Origin of the sequence: Anaeromyxobacter sp. Fw109-5, from assembly GCF_000017505.1 — a bacterium.
Lineage (GTDB): Bacteria > Myxococcota > Myxococcia > Myxococcales > Anaeromyxobacteraceae > Anaeromyxobacter.
In genome coordinates, this window is the sequence record NC_009675.1 from 1927881 (window position 1) to 1949205 (window position 21325).

Annotated in this window: 17 protein-coding genes and 1 pseudogene; 12 read left to right on the plus strand and 6 right to left on the minus strand. The window is 75.1% G+C overall.

Features of this window, described 5'->3' with window-relative positions; genetic code table 11:
- The 3 genes from ANAE109_RS08735 (at position 1) to ANAE109_RS25270 (ending at position 3401) form a co-directional block, all read left to right on the plus strand.
- Positions 1–1803, plus strand: coding sequence for a cytochrome c biogenesis protein (locus ANAE109_RS08735; protein ID WP_012096491.1), 1803 nt, complete (start codon positions 1–3; stop codon positions 1801–1803).
- A 243-nt stretch (positions 1804–2046) separates the two neighbouring features.
- Positions 2047–3114 carry a BON domain-containing protein gene (locus ANAE109_RS23350; RefSeq protein WP_012096492.1) on the plus strand — a complete coding sequence of 356 codons (1068 nt, stop codon included), beginning with the start codon at positions 2047–2049 and terminating at the stop codon, positions 3112–3114.
- A 14-nt stretch (positions 3115–3128) separates the two neighbouring features.
- Positions 3129–3401: a BON domain-containing protein gene (locus ANAE109_RS25270; RefSeq protein ID WP_012096493.1), complete on the plus strand. Its 273-nt coding sequence runs from the start codon at positions 3129–3131 to the stop codon at positions 3399–3401.
- 198 nt (positions 3402–3599) lie between these two features.
- Here ANAE109_RS25270 and ANAE109_RS08750 read toward each other — a convergent pair whose 3' ends face one another.
- Positions 3600–4445: a hypothetical protein gene (locus tag ANAE109_RS08750; protein WP_041448218.1), complete on the minus strand. Its 846-nt coding sequence runs from the start codon at positions 4443–4445 to the stop codon at positions 3600–3602.
- Between the two features lie 332 nt (positions 4446–4777).
- Between ANAE109_RS08750 and ANAE109_RS08755 the strand changes: the two genes are divergently transcribed.
- Together ANAE109_RS08755 and ANAE109_RS08760 are read left to right on the plus strand one after the other, a co-directional pair.
- Entirely contained in the window at positions 4778–5620 is an 843-nt protein-coding gene (locus ANAE109_RS08755; protein ID WP_012096495.1) for an outer membrane beta-barrel protein, read from the plus strand.
- A 149-nt stretch (positions 5621–5769) separates the two neighbouring features.
- Complete coding sequence (locus ANAE109_RS08760; RefSeq protein WP_012096496.1) at positions 5770–6066, plus strand: hypothetical protein; 297 nt, start codon at positions 5770–5772, stop codon at positions 6064–6066.
- Positions 6067–6129: 63 nt separating this feature from the next.
- Here ANAE109_RS08760 and serC read toward each other — a convergent pair whose 3' ends face one another.
- The 4 genes from serC to ANAE109_RS08780 all read right to left on the minus strand — a co-directional run bounded on the left by serC (position 6130) and on the right by ANAE109_RS08780 (position 11636).
- Positions 6130–7257, minus strand: coding sequence for a 3-phosphoserine/phosphohydroxythreonine transaminase (gene serC / locus ANAE109_RS08765; protein WP_012096497.1), 1128 nt, complete (start codon positions 7255–7257; stop codon positions 6130–6132).
- Positions 7258–7479: 222 nt separating this feature from the next.
- Positions 7480–8844, minus strand: a complete 1365-nt coding sequence (locus ANAE109_RS08770; RefSeq protein ID WP_012096498.1) for an MFS transporter — start codon at positions 8842–8844, stop codon at positions 7480–7482.
- Positions 8841–9281 carry a hypothetical protein gene (locus ANAE109_RS08775; RefSeq protein WP_012096499.1) on the minus strand — a complete coding sequence of 147 codons (441 nt, stop codon included), beginning with the start codon at positions 9279–9281 and terminating at the stop codon, positions 8841–8843. Before ANAE109_RS08775 ends, ANAE109_RS08770 begins: the two co-directional genes overlap by 4 nt.
- A gap of 63 nt (positions 9282–9344) precedes the next feature.
- Entirely contained in the window at positions 9345–11636 is a 2292-nt protein-coding gene (locus ANAE109_RS08780) for a CHASE domain-containing protein (RefSeq protein ID WP_012096500.1), read from the minus strand.
- Positions 11637–12048: 412 nt separating this feature from the next.
- On the opposite strand from ANAE109_RS08780, the gene ANAE109_RS25500 reads away from it, so the two are divergent.
- The 5 genes from ANAE109_RS25500 to ANAE109_RS08800 are packed head-to-tail and all read left to right on the plus strand — an operon-like array spanning position 12049 to position 18367.
- The gene (locus ANAE109_RS25500; protein ID WP_200860890.1) at positions 12049–12186 is read left to right on the plus strand and encodes a hypothetical protein; all 138 of its coding nucleotides are present in this window, start codon (positions 12049–12051) and stop codon (positions 12184–12186) included.
- The gene (locus ANAE109_RS25505; RefSeq protein WP_041448219.1) at positions 12183–12386 is read left to right on the plus strand and encodes a (2Fe-2S)-binding protein; all 204 of its coding nucleotides are present in this window, start codon (positions 12183–12185) and stop codon (positions 12384–12386) included. The genes ANAE109_RS25500 and ANAE109_RS25505 overlap by 4 nt, the downstream gene beginning before the upstream one ends.
- Before the next feature lie 37 nt (positions 12387–12423).
- Positions 12424–17085 carry a DEAD/DEAH box helicase gene (locus ANAE109_RS08790; protein ID WP_012096502.1) on the plus strand — a complete coding sequence of 1554 codons (4662 nt, stop codon included), beginning with the start codon at positions 12424–12426 and terminating at the stop codon, positions 17083–17085.
- Positions 17086–17099: 14 nt separating this feature from the next.
- Positions 17100–17948: an Fpg/Nei family DNA glycosylase gene (locus tag ANAE109_RS08795; protein ID WP_012096504.1), complete on the plus strand. Its 849-nt coding sequence runs from the start codon at positions 17100–17102 to the stop codon at positions 17946–17948.
- Between the two features lie 41 nt (positions 17949–17989).
- Entirely contained in the window at positions 17990–18367 is a 378-nt protein-coding gene (locus ANAE109_RS08800; protein ID WP_200860891.1) for a cupin domain-containing protein, read from the plus strand.
- Positions 18368–18383: 16 nt separating this feature from the next.
- Here the strand turns inward: ANAE109_RS08800 and ANAE109_RS26065 are convergent.
- Positions 18384–20129, minus strand: a pseudogene (locus ANAE109_RS26065) (FAD-dependent oxidoreductase); the annotation flags it as partial.
- Here ANAE109_RS26065 and ANAE109_RS08810 point away from each other — a divergent pair.
- A complete protein-coding gene (locus tag ANAE109_RS08810; RefSeq protein WP_012096508.1) occupies positions 20122–20634 on the plus strand; it encodes a TerB family tellurite resistance protein in 513 nt (170 codons plus the stop codon). The pseudogene ANAE109_RS26065 and the gene ANAE109_RS08810 sit on opposite strands and share 8 nt — an antisense overlap.
- The gene (locus tag ANAE109_RS08815) at positions 20631–21323 is read left to right on the plus strand and encodes a spermidine synthase (protein ID WP_012096509.1); all 693 of its coding nucleotides are present in this window, start codon (positions 20631–20633) and stop codon (positions 21321–21323) included. Before ANAE109_RS08810 ends, ANAE109_RS08815 begins: the two co-directional genes overlap by 4 nt.
- Positions 21324–21325: the final 2 nt, after the last annotated feature.

Here is a 21325-nt window from a genome sequence, read left to right on the forward strand (position 1 = left end):
ATGAAGCTCGAGCGCGCCGTCACCTGGTTCGCCGCCGCCCTCGCCCTCGCCGGCGCCGCGATGACCCTCCTCCCCGACGCGAAGCCGCGCGGCTTCGACGTGGAGGCCTTCGGCCACCTCCCCGTCCTCGAGGGCGGGCGCGTGAAGCCGATCGACTCCATCGCCCGCAACGCGCTGCTCATGATCCGGGGGAAGCAGACCGTCCCGTTCGAGGGGCGCAGCCTCGGCCCGGACGAGTGGCTGCTGGACGTGATGTTCCGCCCGGAGGTGGCCGACCAGCAGGAGGTCTTCGTCATCGACGACCCCGAGGTCCTGGGCCTCCTCGGCATCCAGCAGAGCAAGAACCGCTACTACGGCTTCGCGACGCTCGCCCCGCACATCGCGGAGATCCAGCGGCAGTACAACGCCGCGGAGGCCATCGAGCCGCAGCTCCGCAGCCGCTTCCAGTCGGCCGTCGTGAACCTCTTCGAGCGGATGTTCCTCTACCACCGGCTCAAGAACACCGTGCAGCTCGAGGGGACGCCGGGGCTGGCCGCGGAGATCGCCGCGCGCGGCGCCCCGGGAGCGGCGCAGCGGCAGCAGGCCCTGGCCCAGCTCGCCCACTTCCGCCCTCTGCTCCCGGCCACGGCCGGCGGCGACGACTGGCGCTCGGTGGGGGAGGCGCTGCCGGCGGCGAACGTGGAGCCCGGGCTCGAGCAGTGGGCGCGCCTCGGCGTCGCCTACCGGGCCCAGGACCCGGCGAGCTTCAACCGCTCCGTCCGCGATCTCGAGGCGACGGCCGCCCTCGGGCGGCCGGACGCGATCTCCCACGCGCGTCACGAGTGGCTCTTCAACGCGGCGCAGCCCTTCTACTCCGGCATGGTGATCTACGTGCTCGCGCTGCTGGCGGTGTTCGTGTCCTGGGCCTGGCGTCCCGTGCTCATGCAGCGGCTCGCCTTCGGGCTGCTCGTGGCCGGCGCGCTCGTGCACACGCTCGGCCTCGCGTCGCGCGTGATCCTGCAGGGCCGGCCCCCGGTCACGAACCTCTACTCGTCCGCGGTGTTCGTCGGCTGGGCCGCCGTGCTGCTCGGCGTCCTCCTCGAGCGCATGTACCGCCGCGGCTTCGCCACCGCCGTCGCGGCCGCCGCCGGCTTCGCGTCGCTCATCGTGGCGCACCACCTCTCCTCCGACGGCGACACGATGGAGATGATGCGCGCCGTGCTGGACTCGAACTTCTGGCTGGCCACGCACGTCATCACCATCACCATCGGTTACAGCGGGACGTTCCTCGCGGGCGCGATGGCGATCGCCTGGGTGATCCGACGGCACGTGGCGCGCCGCGAGGATCCGGCGGCGACCAAGGCCATCGGCGCGATGACCTACGGGGTCATCTGCTTCGCGCTCTTCTTCAGCTTCGTGGGGACGGTGCTCGGCGGCATCTGGGCCGATCAGTCGTGGGGCCGGTTCTGGGGCTGGGATCCGAAGGAGAACGGCGCGCTGCTCATCGTCCTGTGGAACGCCATCATCCTGCACGCCCGCTGGGCGGGCTACGCGCGCGAGCGCGGGATCATGACGATGGCGATCTTCGGCAACGTCATCACGAGCTTCTCGTGGTTCGGCGTGAACATGCTCGGCGTCGGGCTCCACTCGTACGGCTTCATGGACGAGGCGTTCTGGGCGCTCTCCGCGTTCGTCGGCTCTCAGCTCGTGTTCATGGCGTTCGCGCTGCTGCCGGCGCGCTTCTGGAGCGCGCGCCGCGCCGAGCGGCCCGCGCCGGCCTCCGGCACGAAGGGTGGGTCTGAGGGCGCGTCGCAGCCCGTCTAGCCGCGCCCTCGTGGGCGCACGCGGCGCCCTCCCCGGAGCGCCGCGTAGCGCCCGCTTCCGCGAGCCTCGCCCGCCGCCCGCCGCGTCGCGCCCTGGGCGTCCACACGCCGCGCTTCCCCCTCGCCGCGCGCGAGGCCGGTCCGCGGCCGCCCCTCGCCGCCTCCGCGGGTGGCTAGATTTCCTCTCGCAGCGAAGCCGACGGTGGGTTCGGCCGCGCGAACCGCGCGGCGGAGAGGGGGACACATGGGACGCTGGGGCGAGGAGCGGGGGAGCTGGGAGGGTGGTCGGGAGCACGAGGGCGAGCGCGGCTGGCGGGGCCGCGAGGATCGGGGCGGCTGGCGGGGCCGCGAGGATCGGGGCGGCTGGCGCAGCGAGGACAGCTGGCGCGGCGGCGGCTGGCGTGAGGGCGAGGGGCGCGAGGGCCGGGAGGCCAGCGAGGACTGGCGCCGAGGCGGCGAGGGCCGCTCCGAGGGGCTCGGCCGGGAGTTCGGCGGCCGCGCGGAGTGGGACCGGATGCGCGGGCGCGACACGCGCTGGGGCCAGGGCGGCGCGAGGTACGGCGCCGGCTCCGAGCACGCCGAGCGGGGATGGGAGGGCTCCGAGGGCGGCGGCTGGCGGCGCTCCACGCAGCACGAGATGTCGGGCGAGGATCGCGGCTCCTGGGGGCCGGGCGGCCGGTACGGCGAGCGGGAGGAGTACGGCGGCTTCATGGGCGGCATGGCGGGCCGGTACGGCGAGGGGGAGGGGCGCTGGGAGGCGCGCAGCGACTTCGGCCGGGGCGAGTACGGCCGCGGGGAGTACGGCCGCGGGGAGTACGGCGGAGAGTACGGGCGCGGCCGCGAGTATTACGGACGGAGCGACTGGGGCCGCGGCGGCGAGGAGCGCGGCCCGATGGAGCGCCTCGGCGAGCGCATGCGGGAAGGCTGGCGGAAGATGACCGGCCGCGGCCCGAAGGGCTACAAGCGCTCCGACGAGCGCATCCGCGAGGACGTCTCCGAGCGGATCGCGCGCAGCAACGTCGACGCGGACGAGGTCGAGGTGAAGGTCGAGCGCGCCGAGGTGACGCTCACCGGGTTCGTCGGGAGCCGCTGGGACAAGCGGATGCTCGAGGACATCGCGGAGGACGTGTTCGGGGTGGACGAGGTGCACAACCACCTGCGCCTGCGCCGCGAGACGGGCGCGCTGACGGGGCAGGGGACCGCGGAGACCACCGCGCAGACCGGCACGTCGGGTCAGACGATGTCCGGCCAGACCAAGACGCAGCAGACGGGCACGGTCCAGTCGGACCTCGGCGCGCGCGGCCGGCACTAGCGGGAGGGCGGGCCGTGGCGCGAGGCCCGAAGGGCTGGCGCCGCTCCGACGAGCGGATCCTCGACGAGCTGTGCGAGCGCATCGTCCGGAGCGGCGTCGACGCCTCGGACGTGGAGGTGGCGGTCGAGCGCGGCGTGCTGCGGCTCCGCGGGATCGTGCCGCACCCCGACGACCGCCGCCTCCTCGTCGAGCTCGCGAGCGCCGTGCTCGGCGTCGAGGAGATCGAGGACGAGGTGACGACGGCGCGGGACGCGGCCCTCGAGCCGGATCCGGAGACGGTGCACTGAAGGCGACTACGCCTCGCCGGCGTGAGCTGCACGTCGGGTGGAGGCGCCGGCGGCGGCTCGCGCGTCACGGCGAAGCCGTGACGCGCGGCTCCGGCTCGCTGGTTCGACGGGCTCACCGCGAGCGGCATCCCCGGATCCGCTCGCCCTGAGCCCGTCGAAGGGCGAGCGGGAACGCCTCGACCCGAGTGATCGCGGCCATCAGCGCAGCGGCAGCACGCTCGCGGCGCTCGAGCCGGCGACGACGCCGCTGCCGATGAACAGGTTCGACGACAGGTTCGAGCCGCCCACCTTGTTCACCGCCGTCAGCAGGAGGCCGTACCCGTACTGCGGCGCGGGCGTGGGGAAGCAGTCCGCCTTCGCGAGCGAGAAGGTCGGCGCGCGCCACGCGCCGTCGTCGAGAAACAGCCGGAGCACCGCCATCGGATCCGCCACGTCCGGCGCGTTGGTGCAGGTCGCCGCGGACGCGTCCACCGCGCCGCTCCGGGACGAGAGCTGCGTCACGGCGTAGAAGGCGACGCTGTCCCCTTCGCGGCGGAGGACGTACGGGCCGGGGATCTGGGCGTGCGCGACCGGAGGCTGGACGATCGGCAGCTCCGCGCCGTCGGCGTCCAGCAGCGTCGGCCTCGCCGGCGCGACGACCGTGCCCGAGTACGTCTCTCCGTCGTGGTCCACCCGGAACGTGTAGGCGGTGCCCGGCTCGTAGGTGAGATCGCCCGCCAGCGCGTACTGGCCTGCCACGCCGGGGACGGGTTCGAGGGTCGCGCTCCCGCCCGCCCACGTGAGCCTCACCGTCGCGCCGTCGAGCCCGGTCGTGCTCCAGGAGCCGGCGTCCACCGGGTTCGCCCCCCTCTCCATCTCCCCGAAGAACACCGTCGCGACGACCGCGCCGGAGAGCTCCACGCCCTGCGCCGGCTGGCTCACGCCCGGCGACTCGATGAGCACGCCCGCGAGGACGCGGTCGTTCTGGATGCGCTCGAGCCAGTCGCAGCCGGACAGGGCGATCAGGGCCGCGAGGAGGGCAGGGGAGGAGGCGAGGGATCGCATGGGCTCTTGCCTAGCGCGTTCCGCGGCAGGTCGCCAGCCCGTGCCGTCCCACACCTGCGCCACCGCCCGCACCCGACGCACCACCGACGGCGGGGCGGCGCGCCGCCCGCTCGCGAGCGTCACGCTGGCCGCGCCGCACCCCTCGTTCACGTTGCCGCGGAGTGAACCCGGTGCCCCGCGAACACGGGACACGACGCGCTCCGCGCCGCGCGTGAAGGCGCGCTGGCGCTTGATCCCCTACAGGGGCGCGAGCTAGCACTCCGCCCGCTGGCCGATCCCTCGTGAAGCGAGAGAGCGGTCGAGGGTTCGAATCCTCACAGGGAGAAACGACAATGAACGTGGTTCGCAAGCTCGCAGTCGTCGTCGCCGCCGCCGCGCTCCTCGCGCCCATCGGTCGCGCCGTCGCGCAGGACGCCGTGCCGCTTCCGCCGCCTCCTCAGGCCGCGCAGCCGATGGCGCAGCAGCCGATGGACCAGCAGCCGATGGCCCAGCAGTCGATCTCGGGCGCGAGCGACGCCGGCTGGAACACGCAGTACGGCATGCTCTTCAGCCTGCAGAACATCTTCACGCGCCAGAACATCCTCGAGGGCTACGGCGGCGGCGTCGGCCTCCAGTACAACCTCGGGCCGACGACGGCGCTCCGCTTCGCCCTCGACGCGTCGCGCACCTCGAACCCTGCCTTCGAGCGCGAGAGCAGCTACACGACGCCCACCGGCAGCTTCACGAGCAAGACGCTGCAGGTCCCGAACGGCCCGACCTCGACGCTCGACGTCGGCGTGAGCGGCTCGTACCTCGTCCGCCTGGGCACGTCCGCGCTGGCGCCGTACCTCGGCGGCGGGCTGTCCCTCGGCTACGCCACCTCGAACGTCGACTACGAGGACAACACCGTCCCGACGAGCCGTGAGGTGGTGGACGACGTGAACCGCACGTTCGACGTCGGCCTCCTCGGTCAGCTCGGCCTCGAGTGGCGCGTGCACCGCAGCCTCTCCCTGTTCGCGGAGTACGGCGCGGGCGTGACGGCGTTCAGCTACACCTCGAGCAGCTCTGACCACCGCGAGTACAACGGCGGCACGCTCGTGCAGTCGTCGAAGTCCGAGGGCACCCAGACGAAGCTCTTCAACTTCGACACCGGGCTCACGCAGGGCGGGGCGCTCGGCGTGGTCGCGTTCTTCTGACGGTCGTCCGAGTGACGTGGTCCGGGCCCCGGCGCCGCGAGGCGACCGGGGCCCTTCTTCTCGTTCGCTGTCGCGGCCGGTGGCCCCTTGCGGGGGTTTCCCTCGCCGAAGTTGTCCCCGCGCCCTCGGAGCGACAAGATGAAGATGGAATGTCGCACGCCACCGTTCGACGCCGCCGGCGGGATGGCCTCACCGAGGTCGTCCCGAACACCGTCTCCCTCACGCGCGGCGAGCGGTATCTCGTGAACTTCGGCGTGTTGTTCGCTGCGAAGGCCCTGTACCTGTCGACGCTCATCCCCGCCCAGGCGTTCGCGATCGTGCTCGGGTGCTGCATGGCCGCGGAGCTCGCGAGCGTGCTGCGCGAGGTGGGGGTGATGCAGCCACCGAAGGCGCCCGTGCACGTCCTCACGCGATGGAGGACGTCGGGGCCGGGCCGCATCGGCTGAGACCGACTGGTACCGCCGAGCGGGGCCGCCCGCGGCGCGCGGCGGCCCCGGCCCCGGACCCGCTCAGCCGCGCCGCGCGAACTCGGTCATGAAGTCGACGAGCGCGTCCACCCAGGCCGGCTCGACGGCGTTGTAGGTCGAGACCCGGATCCCGCCCACGGAGCGGTGGCCCTTCAGCCCGACCATCCCCTGCTTCTTCGCCTCCGAGACGAAGCGCTCCTCGTCCTTCTCCGTCGGGAGGCGGAACACCACGTTCATGACGGAGCGGCTCTCCTTCTCGACCGGGCACCGGTAGAAGCCGGCGTTCGCGTCGATGGCGCCGTAGAGCAGCCCCGCCTTGGTCCGGTTGCGGCCCTCGATCGAGGTCAGCCCGCCGAGCTCCTTCAACCACGCGAGCACGTTGCGGATCATGTAGATGCCGAACGTCGGCGGCGTGTTGTAGAGCGACTTGTTCTCGGCCGGTGTGCGGAGCTGGAAGATCTTCGGGATGTCCTTGCGGCCCCGCTCGACGAGCTCCTTCGAGACGATCACCACCACGACGCCCGACGGGCCGATGTTCTTCTGGGCGCCCGCGTAGGCGAGGCCGAAGCGGGAGACGTCGAACCTCCGCCAGAGGAAGTCGCTCGACATGTCGGCGACGAGCGGCGCGCCGCCCGCGCTCGGGAACGGGCGCGACGGCGAGACCTCGTACTGCACGCCGTGGATGGTCTCGTTCGAGGTCACGTGCAGGTAAGCGGCCGCGGGGTCGACCTTCACCTCGTCGGGCCCCGGCACGCGGACGTAGCTCTTGTCCTTCCCGTCGCCGGCGCCGGTCGAGGCGGCGACGCGCACCGCGCCGCCCAGCATGGCGGTCGCGACCTTCGCCTCGGCGAGCGCCTTCTCGCCCCAGGCGCCGTTCACGACGTAGTCCGCCGTCTGCCCCTTCTGCACGAGGTTCATCGGGATCTGCGCGAAGAGCTGCGAGGCCCCGCCCTGCACGAAGAGGATCTCGTGGGTCGCGGGCACCTCGAGCAGCTCGCGCAGCAGCGCGATCGCCTCGTCGTGCACCGCCTCGTACTCCTTGCCGCGGTGCGAGTGCTCCATCACCGACATGCCGCTGTTCGCGAAGTCGAGGAGCTCGTCCCGGGCGCGCTCCAGCGCTGGGAGCGGGAGGGCGGCGGGACCGGCGTTGAAGTTCATCTTTCGGCTCATGGGCTCCTCGCGGACCGGTGCGGTCGGTGATCGGGACCGGATTCTGCGCGAAATGGGCCGTCGCGGAAACTCCCGTCGCGAGCCTCCCGCGCGAGCGCGAGCGAGGCGGCGAGGGGTCTCGACGGGGGTGGCTTTCAGGCCTCCGAAGGAACGCCCCGGTTGGGGCCGGGTAGCCGCGCCTTCGCGTGCGCGGCGAGCGGGGCCTGGACCGCTCCTCGCCGCCTATCCCGGCTGCTCCGGCGCGTCCGCGGCCGCGCGTGCCTCGGCGGCACGCGCCACGCGGCGCCCCTGCTCGACGTCCACCCGCAGGAGCAGCGCCGCGCCCGCCACGAAGAAGCCGATGACCGACAGCACCGCCCCGCGGCTCGAGCCGGTGAGCGCGATGGCCGCGGCGAACACCGCCGGCCCGAAGATCCCGGCGAACTTCTCCGAGATGGCGAAGAAACCGAAGAACTCTCCCGAGAGGTGGCGCGGCACCATGCTCGCGAAGAGCGACCGCGAGAGGGCCTGCGTCCCGCCCTGCACGAGCCCCACGAGGATCGCGAGCGCGAAGAAGTGTGCCGCGGTGCGGGTGAAGTAGCCGAGCACGGCGATGCCCGTGTAGACGGCGAGGCCGACGAGGATGGCGCGCTTGGGGCCCAGGCGACCGGCCACGGCCGCGAAGAGGTAGGCGCACGGGACGCCGACGAGCTGCACGAGCAGGATCGCGCCGATGAGCGCGCCGCGCGGGAGACCGAGCTCGCTCCCGTAGATCGCGGCCATCCGGATGATGGTGCCGATCCCGTCGTTGTAGACGAGGAAGGCCGCGAGGAGCAGGGCGGCGTCGGGGTGGCGCCGCAGCTGGCGGAACGTCCGCGCGAGGCGCGCGCGCGTGCCCTCGCGCGTGCCCTCGCGCCCCGCGCCGGCAGGGGCGCGCACCGCGGGCTCGCGCACGCCGAGCAGGAGGGGGAGGGTGAAGGCGAGCCACCAGATCGCCACGGAGACGAACGCGAGCCGCGCCGGCAGCGTCCCTCCGCGCGGGAGCCCGAGCAGCTCGGGCCGGGCGATCCAGGCGAGCTGCGCCGCGAGGAGGAGGCCGCCGCCGAGATAGCCCGCGGCGTAGCCCGCGGAGGAGACGCGGTTCAGCTCGTCCTCGCGGGCGACGTGGGGGAGGAGCGCGTCGTAGAAGACGAGGCTCCCGTTCAGGCCGACGTTGAGGAGGACGAGGAGCGCCGTGGCGAGCACCCAGTCGCCCGGGCCGACGGCGGCGAGCGCCGCGGTGGCGGCCGCTCCGGCGAGCGCGAACGCCGCGAGCATGCGCTTCTTCACCGGCCGGACGTCGGCGAGCGTCCCGAGGACCGGCGCCAGCACCGCGACCACCGCGAGGCCGGCGGTGGTCGCGAGGGCGAAGCGCTGCGTCGCGACGGCGGGCGGCAGCTCCGCCCCGGCCACCCGCGCGAAGTAGATGGGCAGGATCGCCGTGAGGACGGAGGTGACCGCGGCCGAGTTCGCGACGTCGTAGAGGACCCACGCGCGGAGCTCGGGACGATCGAGGCCGAGCCGCTCGAGGAGCGTCCGGCGCGGGCGCGGTGGCCTGGACCCGCTCACCTCCGGGCCTGGACCTCGCGCTCGAGGGCCGCGATGTCCGCCTCGATGCGCGCGGCGTCGCGGCAGCCGCGCAGGTTCCCGGCGTCTTCCAGGAAGGACTCGAGGCGGTCCGAGAGCAGGAATGGCCGCTCCCCGCGTCCGACCGCGAGGCAGCTCTCCTCGAAGTGCGATCGCTCCAGCCCCTTCACGAACCGGCCGACGACGCCGCCGGACGGGCGCACCTCGTCGCCCCCTCGCGCGCGCTCGTCCGGTCCGTCGCCTGCGTCCGCCTCGCGCGCCCGGCCGCCCTCGCGCGCGGGGTCGCCGGTCCCGTAGTCCTCGTACAGGCGGTCGAGCGCGTCGCGCAGATCGCGGCGGCGATCCGCGAGCTTCTCCTCGGGCGTGCGGCACGCGAGCGCGAGGGAGACGGCGAGGAGGGCGAGGAAGAGACGGCGCATCGGTGGATTCCTCCGGGCGGGTCATCATGACACGTCCGGGCCGCCGCGCGTCCCGCGGGTCCATCAGGCAGGCGCGGCGGGGGTCAGGCCGGGCTCCTGCGGCGCGGCCGCGTGCACGCGGCGCGGCAGCTCCACGGTGAACGTGGCGCCCTCGCCGGGCGCGCTCTCCACCCGCACGGTCCCCCCGAGCGACTCCACGATCTCGCGCACGATCCAGAGGCCGAGGCCGAACCCGCCGTAGCTCCGCTTGGACACCGCGCGCTCGAAGCGCCCGAAGATGCGCGCCTGATCCTCGGGCGAGATCCCGATCCCGCGGTCCCGCACCGACGCGATCGCGCGCTCGCCGTGGCCCTCCACCCGCACCTCGACCGGCTGGTTCGGCCCGTACTTGATGGCGTTCGACACGAGGTTCGTGAGCACCTGGTCGAGCCGGAGCCGGTCCCACGACCCCGGCACCGGCTCGGGCGCGGAGAGCACGAGCTCGCACCCCGCGCGGCGCGCCTCGTCCTCGAACCGGCCGACGACGTCGCGGGCGAGCTCGGCGAGATCGAACGACTCGATCTCCAGCTCGAGCCGGCCGGCGGTGATCCGCGAGAGATCGAGCAGGCTCGCCACGAGGCGCGCGAGCCGGTCGACGTTGCGGCGGATGACCTCGGCCTTGCGCGCCACGTCCTCGACCCCGAGCCGCGTGGCCCGCGCGCGCAGGCTCTCCGACTGGAGCGCCAGCGAGGTGAGCGGGGTGCGCAGCTCGTGAGAGGCGATGGAGAGGAACTCGTCGCGCTCGCGGATGGCGTTCTGCGCCGCTGCGTACAGGCGCGACGTGTCCACCGCCGCGCCGACGAGCCGGGCGAGATCCGTGGCGAGCCGAACGTCGCCCCGCCCGAAGCGGCGGCTGGACGCGCCGAGCAGCGTGATCGCGCCCAGCCGCTCGCCGCGCGAGGACAGCGCGACGGTGAGGGAGGACCCGACGCCCGCCTCCCGCAGCGCCGCCGCGAGCGCGGGGGCTCGCGCCGCGAGGGCGATCCGCTCCGGGTCGAAGCCGTTCCGCGCCCGCGGGTGACCCCCCGCGAGCGTGGCGCCGGGGCCGATCTCGGCGTCGCGCTCGAACCCGGCGCCGTCGAGCGCGGACCCCAGGCGGGCGGCGAGCCGGGGATCGCGGTGCCCCACGCTCCAGCGCGGGCCCTCCGGCTCTTCCAGGTAGACGATGCAGGTCTCCGCGGCGCGCTCGGCAGCGAGGTCCGCGACCGCCGCGACCGTGGTGGAGTAGTCGAGGGACGAGGAGAGCACCTTCCCCGCCTCGGCGAGGAACGCCGCGCGGCGCGCCGACAGCTCCGCTCGGCTGCGGGCCTTCACCTCGTCGCGCGTCACCCAGAACAGCAGGAGCGTCAGCGCCAGGCCGGCGACCGCCACGCCGAGGGGCAGGAATCGCTCCGTCGCGGTCGCGAAGCGCGGACCCGCCTGGTAGTGAAGCGTCCACGGGCGGCCGGCGATCTCGACGCGCCGCACGAGGGTGAGCGCGGTCCGCTCGCCGGGAGCCCTCGCGTCGAAGAGGATCGCCGCGGGGCCGAGCTCTCCGCCGTCGTAGACCGAGAGCCCGACCTCCTTCGCCGTCGTCTCTCCCACCGCCCCGCGCAGCAGGTCGCCGGCGCGAAAGGGCGCGTAGATCCAGCCCCGCAGCTGCTCCCGGCGCTCCTCCAGCGTCCGGGGAGCGCCCGAGTACACCGGAACGTAGACGAGGAAGCCGGCCTGGCGCTCGGCCCCGGCCTCCTGCACGAGCTCCACGCGCCGCGTGGCGGAGGGCTCGCCGGTGTCGCGGGCCCGGGCCATCGCCGCCCGCCGGATCGGCTCGGAGAACATGTCGTAGCCGATCGCCCGCTGGTTCCTCCAGTCGAGCGGCTCGAGCAGGACGATGCTCGAGTAGAGCTCGCGCGCTCCGGGGGGCCAGATCCGGTAATCCGGCCGCCCTGCGGCGCGCTGTTCCCCCTCGTGCGCCTCGAGCTCGTCGGGGAGCACCAGCTTGCTCCAGCCGATACCCTGGATCCCGGGGTATCGCCGGCCGAGCTCGAGGCTCGCGACGAAGTCGCGGAACGCGAGCGCCGACGGGTCTCCCCCGACCGCGATGACGAAGCCGCGTCCGGCGCGGAGCATGGCCTCGTAGGCGCTCATCCGCTCGGTCAAGGCGGTGGTCGTCCGCTCCGCCTCGTCCATGAAGCGGTTGGTCGACTGGGCGCCGATCGCCGTGCGGGTGAGCTGCCAGGCGGCCACCGTGGCGAGCAGCCCAAGGACGAGCACGACCACCGGCGTCAGGTGATGGCGGAGCGCCGCGCGCGCCGATGAGAGGATCCGCCTCGGCATTTCGCAAATGGAGAGCGCCGCCGTACGAGCGGACGTACCTCAGGGTAAGTCCGGCGTCAGGCTGCGGGCATCTCGGAAGGGACGGGTGCTCGTGCGGTCCCTGCGTGGTCGGTCTTCGCGCGCTGACCCCCGTGCATCGGGCTGAGCCTCGGTCGCAGCCATACGCTTGCCTGGCCGCCTGCCATCCGGCGCGGACGTCGGGCGAGTTTCCGGGTGAATCGGGACATTCCGCGAGGACGGGCCGACCTGATCTGGATCAACATGCGCTCTTCGGCGGCGTGTTACTGAGATTGCGTCTCATGCACTCGCAGCCCTCGAGCCCCGCGTGAACCATCGGACCGACCCAGCCTCTGCTCCAGCCCCTGACGCCCTCCGCTGCGCCGACCAGCTCGTCTGCACGCGATGTGGCGGAGTGACGCGGCTCGACCTGTCCGAGGCGCTCACGGGCGCGCGGGCTCGCGCCGCCGCGCAGGGGCTCGCGGTGGAGTCCCATTCGCTGACCGTGTACGGCCGCTGCTGGCTCTGCCGGGCGCCGGAGGTGCGGGCGTGAAGATCTGCGTCTGCCGGGACGTGTCGGACGGGCTGCTGCGCGACGCGGTGCGGTGCGGGCGGTCGGTCGAGGACGTCATCGAGGCGACCGGCGCCGGCTCGGACTGCGGCGCCTGCGCCGGAGCGCTCGCGCGCATCGCGGAGGCGGCGCGGGCGGAGCGCGTCGTCCTCCGGACGCCGGCGCCCGCGAAGGCCGCGTGAGGTGAGCGCGTCCCCCGTCCCCGGTTAGACTCCAGGGATGGACGCGAAGGCCCGCGCGGCGGCGCTCGAGCTCTTCCAGCCAGCCGTCCGGGAGTGGTTCTCGCGCTCCTTCGAGGCGCCGACGCCAGCGCAGGCGCTCGCCTGGCCGGCCATCCACCGCGGCGAGAGCACGCTGCTCCTCGCGCCGACCGGCAGCGGCAAGACCCTCGCGGCGTTCCTCTCCTGCATCGACCGCCTCATGTTCGCGCCCGAGCCGGCGCGCAAGGAGCGGCTGCGCGTCGTCTACGTGTCCCCGCTCAAGGCGCTGGCGGTGGACGTCGAGCGGAACCTGCGCGCGCCGCTCGCCGGCATCGCCCAGGTCGCCTCCGGCCGCGGCGACGTGCACCGGATCCCCGCCGTCTCGGTGCGCAGCGGCGACACGCCGGCGCCGGAGCGAGCCCGCTTCGCGCGCGACCCCGCCGACGTCCTCATCACCACCCCCGAGTCGCTGTACCTCGTCCTCACCTCGAACGCCCGCGAGGTGCTGCGCTCGGTGGAGACGGTGATCGTGGACGAGATCCACGCCCTCGTCCCGACGAAGCGCGGCGCCCACCTCGCGCTGTCGCTCGAGCGGCTCGAGGCGCTCGCCGGCCGCCGCCTCCAGCGGATCGGCCTCTCCGCCACGCAGCGCCCGCTCGAGGAGGTGGCGCGGTTCCTCGGGGGGGCCGAGCCCGGGCTGCCCGGGGGAGCCCCGCCCGCGCGCGGGAGGGGGCGCCGCCGGGCCCAGGGGGGCGCCGCCCTCGACGCCGGCCCCGGGGCGTCCCCGGGCGCCTCGGCGATCGCCGAGTTCCGCACCGGCGCCGACCTCCGCCACCGTCCGGTCACCATCGTGGACGCGGGCGCCCGCAAGGCGCTCGAGCTGCGCGTCGAGGTGCCGGTGGAGGACATGTCGCGCATCGGCGAGGCGCTCGAGCTCGCGAGCGGCGACGCGAGCCAGGCGCCCGTGCGGGCCTCGATCTGGACCGCCATCCACCCGCGCCTGCTCGAGCTCGTGCGCGCGCACCGGACGACGCTCGTCTTCGTGAACAGCCGGCGCATCGCCGAGCGGCTCGCGGCGGCGCTGAACGAGCTCGCGGGCGAGCTGCTCGTGCAGGCCCACCATGGCTCGATCGCGCGCCCGCAGCGGGTGGCGATCGAGGACGCGCTCAAGGGCGGCCGGCTGCGCGGGCTCGTGGCCACGAGCTCGCTCGAGCTGGGCATCGACATGGGCGCGGTGGACCTCGTCGTCCAGATCGAGGCGCCCCCCTCGGTCGCGAGCGGGATGCAGCGCATCGGGCGCGCCGGCCACCGCATCGGCGAGGCGAGCCGCGGGGTCGTGTTCCCCAAGTACCGCGCCGATCTCCTCGCCTGCGCCGGGCTCACCGAGGCGATGCACGCCGGCGAGGTCGAGGCGACGCGCTACCCGCGCAATCCGCTCGACGTCCTCGCGCAGCAGATCGTCGCCATGGTGTCGCTCGACGACTGGGACGTCGAGGCGCTCTACGAGGCCGTGCGCGGCGCCGCGCCGTTCGCCGAGCTCTCGCGCTCGGTGTACGACGGCGTGCTCGACATGCTGTCCGGGCGCTACCCGTCGGACGAGTTCGCCGAGCTGCGCCCGCGCGTCACCTGGGACCGCGTGCGCGGCAAGCTGCGGGCGCGGGAGGGGGCGCGGCGGGTGGCGGTGGTGAACGGCGGCACCATCCCCGACCGCGGCCTCTACGGCGTCTACCTGGCGGGCGGCAAGCAGGGGCACACCCGCGTCGGCGAGCTCGACGAGGAGATGGTGTTCGAGTCGCGCGTGGGGGAGACCTTCCTCCTCGGCGCCTCCACCTGGCGGATCGAGGAGATCACCCACGACCGCGTGCTCGTCTCGCCCGCGCCCGGCGAGCCGGGGAAGATGCCGTTCTGGCACGGCGACGCCGCGGGGCGCCCCCTCGAGCTGGGCCGCCGCATCGGGCGGCTCGTGCGCGCGCTGCGCGAGGCGCCGCGGGAGGCGGCGCGCGAGCGGCTCGTCCGCGCCCATGACCTCGACGCCCGCGCCGCCGAGAACCTCCTCCGCTTCCTCGAGGATCAGGCGCAGGCGACCGGCGCGGTCCCGGACGACCGGACCATCCTCGTCGAGCGCTGTCGTGACGAGCTGGGCGACTGGCGGGTTTGCCTGCTCGCGCCGCTGGGCACCCCCGTGCTCGTGCCGTGGGCGATGGCGGCGACCGTCCGCGCGCGGGAGCGGCTCGGCGCCGACGTGGAGACGCTCTGGACGAACGACGGCTTCGCGATGCGGCTCCCCGGATCCGAGGCGCCGCCCGACGTCTCCTTCCTCCTCCCCGACCCCGAGGAGGTGGAGGAGCTCGTCATCGGGCAGCTGGGCGCGACCGCGCTCTTCGCCGCCAAGTTCCGCGAGGCCGCCGGGCGCGCGCTGCTGCTCCCCAGGCGGCGCCCCGGCCAGCGGACGCCCCTGTGGCAGCAGCGCAAGCGCAGCGCGGACCTGCTCGCGGTCGCCTCGCGCTTCGGCTCCTTCCCCATCCTGCTCGAGGCCTACCGGGAGTGCCTGCGGGACGTGTTCGACCTCCCCGCGCTGGAGGAGGTCCTCCAAGATCTGCGCGCGCGCCGGGTCCGCCTGGTCACGGCCGACACGCGGGTGCCCTCGCCGTTCGCGGCGTCGCTCCTGTTCGGCTTCGTCGCGAGCTTCATCTACGACGGCGACGCTCCGCTCGCGGAGCGCCGCGCGCAGGCGCTCTCCATCGACCAGGCCCAGCTGCGCGAGCTCCTGGGGGAGGCCGAGCTGCGCGAGCTCCTCGACGCCGACGCGCTCGTCGCCCTCGAGGCGCAGCTCCAGCACCTCGCGCCCGCCACGCGCGTGCGCAGCGTCGACGGAATCGCGGACCTGCTGCTGCGGCTCGGGGATCTGTCCCGCGAGGAGCTCGCCCGCCGCACGGCGACGCCGGAGCTCGCCGCGGGCGCCGAGCGGCTCGTGGCGGAGCGCCGCGCGGTGGCGCTGCGGATCGGGGGCGAGGAGCGGCTCGTCGCCGTGGAGGACGCGGCGCGCTACCGCGACGGCCTCGGCGTGCCGCTGCCCCCCGGGCTGCCGGAGGCGCTCCTCGGGCCGGTGCCGGACGCCCTCGAGGGGCTCGCCGCCCGCTACGCGCGCCGCCACGCGCCGTTCACCACCGGCGAGCTGGCGGCGCGCCTGGGGATCTCGCGCGGCGCCGCGGAGCGCGCGCTGCGGGCGCTCCTCGAGCGCGGCCGGCTCCTCGAGGGCGCGTTCCGGCCCCACGGCGCGGAGCGGGAGTGGTGCGATCCGGAGGTGCTGCGCGGGCTCCGGCGCCGCTCGCTCGCGCGCCTGCGCGAGGAGATCGAGCCGGTCGAGCCGCGCGCGTTCGCGCGGATGCTGCTCGGCTGGCACGGCATCCCGCGCCGGGGACGCGGCCTCGACGCGGTGCTCGACGCGGTCGAGAAGCTGCAGGGCGCGCCGCTCCCGGCGTCGCTGCTCGAGACGGAGCTCCTGCCGGCCCGGGTGGACGGGTACCTGCGCGGCGACATCGACGCGCTGGCCGCGGCGGGCGAGGTCCTCTGGATCGGCCTCGAGCCGCTGGGCGAGCGCGACGGCCGGATCGCGCTCTACCTCGCCGACGCGCTCCCGAAGCTCCTCCCCCCCGTGCGCGCAGCGCCGGAGCAGCCTTTCGGAGAGCGCGCCGGGCGCGTCCTCGACCACCTCGCGCGGCGGGGCGCCTCCTTCTTCGCCGAGCTGCACCAGGCGGCCGGGGGCGGCTTCGAGCAGCAGACGGTCGACGCGCTGTGGGACCTCGTCTGGCGCGGGCTCGTCACGAACGACACCTTCCAGGCGCTCCGTGCCTACGCCGAGCCGGCGACGGCCCGCCGCGAGCGCGGCCGGGCCCTCGCGCGGGCGCCGTCGGCCTTTCGCTCGCGCCGCGCCGCTCCGCCCGCGGCCGGCGGGCGCTGGACGCTGGTGGCGGCCCGGCGGGAGCTCGCCGGTGCGGTGCCCACCGCGACGGAGTGGAGCGCCGCCACCGCCCAGCAGCTGCTCGTCCGCTACGGGCTCGTGACCCGCGGCGCGGCCGCGGCGGAGGCCATCCCGGGCGGCTTCAGCGCGGTGTACGACGTGCTCCGTCACCTGGAGGAGAGCGGCCGCATCCGGCGCGGCTACTTCGTCGCCGGCGTCGGCGCGATGCAGTTCGCGCAGCCCGGCGTCCTCGACCTGCTGCGCGCGCTGCGCGAGCCGCCCGAGGCGCCCGAGATCGTGACGCTCGCGGCGACCGATCCGGCGAACCCGTATGGCGCGCTCCTCGAGTGGCCCGCGGTGCAGGGCGGGCCGGAGGGGAAGCGGCCGGCCCGCGCGGTGGGCGCGTCGGTGGTGCTCGTGGACGGCGAGCTCGCGGCGCACGTGTCGCGCGGCGCGCGGCAGCTCTTCGCCTGGCTCCCGGAGTTCGAGCCGGAGCGGTCGCACGTGGGCGCGGCCATCGCGGCGGCGGTGGTCGAGCTGGTGCGCGTGCTGCACGGCAGGGATCAGGCGGCGCTGGTGGTGGAGATCGACGGGAGGCCGGCGGCGGCGCACCCGCTCGCGGGGTACCTGCAAGCGGCCGGGTTCGTCCCCACCGCGGCGGGGTTGCAGCTCACGCGCCGTGCGGCCGCCGCGGCGCTCTCCGCCGGGAGCGAGCTCTAGCGAGGGGGCGGGACGTGCCCGAGGGCGACACCATCCACCGCGCCGCGCGCAACCTGCACGGCGCGCTCGCGGGCGAGGTGGTGATCCGGTTCGAGACCGTGCTGCCGCGGCTCGCGCGGGTGGACGAGGATCGACCGGTCGCCGGGCGCACCGTCGAGTCCGTCACCGCGCGCGGCAAGCACCTCCTCCTGCGGTTCTCCGGCGACCTCGTGCTGCGCACCCACCTGCGCATGAACGGGAGCTGGCACCTGTACCGCCCCGGCGAGCGCTGGTTCCGGCCGCGAGACGCGATGCGCGTCCTCGTGGAGACGCGCCCCTGGATCGCGGTCGGGTTCGATCTGCCAGTGGCGGAGCTCCTCGACGCGCGCGGCCTCGCGCGGCAGCGAGACCTGGCGCGCCTCGGGCCGGACCTCCTCTCCCCGGCCTTCGACCCGCCCGAGGCGGAGCGGCGCCTCCGCGCCCGGGCCGACCGGGAGCTCGGCGAGGCGCTCCTCGATCAGCGCGCGCTGGCGGGCGTCGGGAACGAGCTCAAGTCGGAGATCCTGTTCCTCGCCGGGCTCGATCCCTGGCGCACCGTGGCGTCGCTCTCCGGCCCGGAGCTGTCCGCGCTCGTCGCGACCGCCCGCCGCGTCCTCCTCGCCGCGGTCGCTCCCTTCGAGGGGGGCAGCACGACGTGGCTCGGCGGCCGGCGCACGACCGGCCGCAGCAACCCCGGCGAGCGGCTCTTCGTGTACGGCCGCGCGGGCCAGCCGTGCCGCCGCTGCGGCGGGCCGGTGCGGGTCGGGCGCCAGGGCGCCGGCGCACGCCTCACCTACCACTGCCCGCGGTGCCAGCCCGGGACGGGCCCGTGGGCGGGTGGCTGAGGTATGGTCGCGCGCTAGCGGCACTCACAGGAAGGAAGGACATGGCGGGCCAGGACCTCTTCGAGGCGGCGCGACACCTCGCGGCGAGCGTCGCGATGGCGAAGCTGCCGCGCGCGGGCGGCAAGCGGTACGAGACCGTGTTCCGGCACGGCTCGCTGCAGATCGAGATCTTCGCCCCTCGCGGCCGCGACACCCAGCGCCCGCACGATCGCGACGAGGTCTACGTGGTCGTCCGAGGGAGCGGCTTCTACGTGAACGGGACGCAGCGCTTCGCCTTCCGCGCGGGAGACGTGATGTTCGCCGCCGCCGGCGAGGTCCACCGGTTCGAGGAGTTCAGCGAGGACTTCTTCACGTGGGTGCTGTTCTACGGGCCGCAGGGCGGCGAGCGCGCGCCGGAGCCCCCGGCGGAGCCGCGCTGATCCGGGCGCCGCTCCGTCACGCCGGCGGCCCCTCGTCCGCCGCGCGCGCGCCCGGCGCTTCCTCCTCCTCGAGCGGCCGCGTCGTGGGCCCGTTCAGCACCGCGCCCGCCGCGTCGTAGCGGCTGCCGTGGCAGGGACAGTCCCAGCTCCCCTCGGCGTCGTTCCACTGCACGTGGCAACCCAGGTGGCGGCACACCGCCGAGCGGATCCGGAGCGCTCCGCTCAGGTCGCGCGACACCGCCAGCATCCTGCCGCCGCTCCGCACGAGCCGGCCTTCGCCGGCGGGAACGTCGTCGATCGACGCGACGTCGCCGCGCGAGAGCCGGTCGCGCGCGAGCGCTGCCGCCACGTCCGCGTTCTCCGCGAGGAAGCGCCGCGCCTGCGCGAGCGGGCGGACCCGCCCCGCCTCGTACAGCGACGCGAAGGGGCTGGGGGCGCCCAGCACCTCCTGCGCGAGCAGCTCGCCCGCGAGCGAACCGAACGTGATGCCGTTGCCGGAGAAGCCGGTCGCGGTGAAGACGCGATCCGCGCCCGGGCTCCTCCCGATGAACGGCAGCCCGTCCGCGGACTCGACGATCTGCCCGGACCAGCGGTGGGCCACCGGCGCGTCCGGCGCCAGGTGGCGGGCCCACGCCTCGAGGGCGGAGAAGCGCGCCCTCGCGTGTCGCTCGTGTCCGGTCTTGTGGTCCTCGCCGCCCACGACGAGGAACGTGCCGTCCGCGGTCTCCTGGGTACGGACGTAGTGGTAGGGTCGGCCATGTCGTAGACGAGGGCACGCGGGAAGCGCTCGCGCGCGATGGGCCCGAGGGCGATCGCGTAGGTGCGGTACGCGGCGACCTTCGCGTGGATCGCGAACCGGCTCGAGACGGGCTGGTTCGTGAGGACGAGCGCGTGCCTCGCGCGGAGGGTGGCGCGCTCGGCCTCGATCCGGCACCCGCCCGCGTCGTCGTGGATCTCCGTGGCGCGCGTCTGCTCGTGGATGCGCCCGCCGGCGGCGACGAGGAGCCGCGCCAGGCCGGCCGTGTACGAGACCGGGTGGAGCTGCGCCTGGCGCTCGACGCGGAGAGCGCGAACGAACTCGAGGGGGTAGGGCAGCGAGTCGGACCAGGCCGCCTCCACGCCCGCCCGCCGCATCGCGTCCAGCTCCTGCTCGAGCTCGCGCCGCTGATCCGGGGTCGCCGCCGCCAGGTAGCCAGGCACGCGCGCGAACCCGCACGCGGCGGCGCCGATCTCGTCCGCGAGCGCCTCGATGCGGGCGAGCGCCGCGCGCGACGAGGCGGCGGCGCGGGCGGCGCCGTCGCGTCCGAAGCTGGACTCGAGCGCGTGGTAGCGCGCGTCGAGGAGCTCCGTCAGGTGGGCGGTCGAGTGGCCGGTCTCGCGGCTCGCGAGCCGCCACGCCTCCACTAGCACCGTCCGCTTGCCCGCGCGCTGGAGGAGCAGGGCGGCGGTGAGGCCGGCGACCCCGCCGCCGACGATCACGACGTCGGCGTCGGTGTCGCCCTCGAGCGGCGGGAAGCTGGGGAGGGACGCGGTGGCCTGCCAGAGCGAAGGGAGATCCATGCAGAGAAGCTGCGCCCCCGCGCGCCGGGCGGCACGCGCACCATCGGTGGAGCCCCGGCGAGCTGCCGGTTCGTCGAGCTCGCGGCGAGGTGCTCCTCGATCCCCGCGAGGCGGAGCGCGTCCGGGTCCGGGTGTCCGGGTCCGGAGCGACGCGCGCGCCTGCGGCGCGGCGCCGAACGCGGTAAAACAGGGCCATGTCCATCCTGCAGTGGCTCGGCCTCGTCCCCCGCTCGGAGCCCTCCGCCGACGCCGGCGTGGTCCGGCGCGTCGCGCGCGCCCTCGAGGCGCTCCCGCCCGAGCGGGCGGAGTACCTGGGGCTGTTCGCGTTCCTCCTCGCGCGCGTCGCCAACGTCGACCTGCACATCGCCGATACGGAGACGGAGGCGATGGCCCGCATCGTCGAGACCGCCGGGCACCTCCCGCCGGACCAGGCGGCGCTGGTGGTGGAGATCGCCAAGGCGGAGCACCGCGCGAGCGGCGAGACGCAGAACTACCTCGCGGCGCGGGCGCTCCGCGACCAGTCGAGCGACGCGGAGCGGATGGACCTCGTCCACTGCCTGTTCGCGGTGGCGGCCTCCGACGGCGTCATCTCCGTCGCCGAGGAGGAGGCGATCCGCGGGATCTGCGGCGAGCTCCGGCTCACCGACCGCGACTACCTCGACATCCGCAGCGCGTACTCCGAGCACCGCTCGGTGAACAAGGCGTGATCCCCTGGCAGACGGTGGACCGCGCTCGCGCCCCCGACGGCGCCGAGCTCGTGCTCGCGCGCCGGGGTGAGGAGTGGGCCGTCCGCGCCGCGGGCCGGGTGCTCATGACGAGCCGGGCCCACGGCTCCGAGGAGGCGCTCGCGGCGGAGGCGCTCGGGCGCGTCGCCGCGCCCCGCGACGTGCTCGTCGGCGGGCTCGGCCTGGGGTTCACGCTGCGCGCCGCGCTCGATCGGCTGCCGCGCGGTGCGCGCGTGGTCGTCGCCGAGCTGGTCCCTGCGCTCGTCGCCTGGAACCGCGGCCTCATCGGGCACCTCGCCGGCCGCCCCCTCGACGACCCGCGCGTGCAGGTCGCTGAGGGTGACGTCCTCGGACGCCTCGCCGCCGACGCGGCCTGGGACGCGATCCTGCTCGACGTCGACAACGGCCCCGCCGCGCTGGCCCACCCCGCGAACGACCGGCTCTACGGCGAGGCGGGGGTCCGCGCCTGTCACCGGGCGCTGCGGCCAGGCGGCGCGCTCGCGGTCTGGTCGGCGGGGCAGGACCCGCGCTACCTCGCCCGGCTGGAGCGGGCCGGCTTCGCCGCGGAGGCGGTCGTGGCGCCCGCGCGCGGGCCTTCGGGCGGCATGCGCCACGCCGTCTTCGTGGGCGTGCGCGGCGCGGCGAGCGGGTCCGGCGCCGGCCGCCGGTGACC

What these genes read in the sequence shown, in the direction of transcription:
- ANAE109_RS08735 (WP_012096491.1), top strand. Translation starts at nt 1, where the DNA reads ATGAAGCTCGAGCGCGCCGTCACCTGGTTCGCCGCCGCCCTCGCCCTC.
- ANAE109_RS23350 (WP_012096492.1), top strand. Translation starts at nt 2,047, where the DNA reads ATGGGACGCTGGGGCGAGGAGCGGGGGAGCTGGGAGGGTGGTCGGGAG.
- ANAE109_RS08750 (WP_041448218.1), bottom strand. Translation starts at nt 4,445, where the DNA reads ATGCGATCCCTCGCCTCCTCCCCTGCCCTCCTCGCGGCCCTGATCGCC.
- ANAE109_RS08755 (WP_012096495.1), top strand. Translation starts at nt 4,778, where the DNA reads ATGAACGTGGTTCGCAAGCTCGCAGTCGTCGTCGCCGCCGCCGCGCTC.
- ANAE109_RS08760 (WP_012096496.1), top strand. Translation starts at nt 5,770, where the DNA reads ATGTCGCACGCCACCGTTCGACGCCGCCGGCGGGATGGCCTCACCGAG.
- serC (WP_012096497.1), bottom strand. Translation starts at nt 7,257, where the DNA reads ATGAGCCGAAAGATGAACTTCAACGCCGGTCCCGCCGCCCTCCCGCTC.
- ANAE109_RS08775 (WP_012096499.1), bottom strand. Translation starts at nt 9,281, where the DNA reads ATGCGCCGTCTCTTCCTCGCCCTCCTCGCCGTCTCCCTCGCGCTCGCG.
- ANAE109_RS08780 (WP_012096500.1), bottom strand. Translation starts at nt 11,636, where the DNA reads ATGCCGAGGCGGATCCTCTCATCGGCGCGCGCGGCGCTCCGCCATCAC.
- ANAE109_RS08790 (WP_012096502.1), top strand. Translation starts at nt 12,424, where the DNA reads ATGGACGCGAAGGCCCGCGCGGCGGCGCTCGAGCTCTTCCAGCCAGCC.
- ANAE109_RS08800 (WP_200860891.1), top strand. Translation starts at nt 17,990, where the DNA reads ATGGCGGGCCAGGACCTCTTCGAGGCGGCGCGACACCTCGCGGCGAGC.
- ANAE109_RS08810 (WP_012096508.1), top strand. Translation starts at nt 20,122, where the DNA reads ATGTCCATCCTGCAGTGGCTCGGCCTCGTCCCCCGCTCGGAGCCCTCC.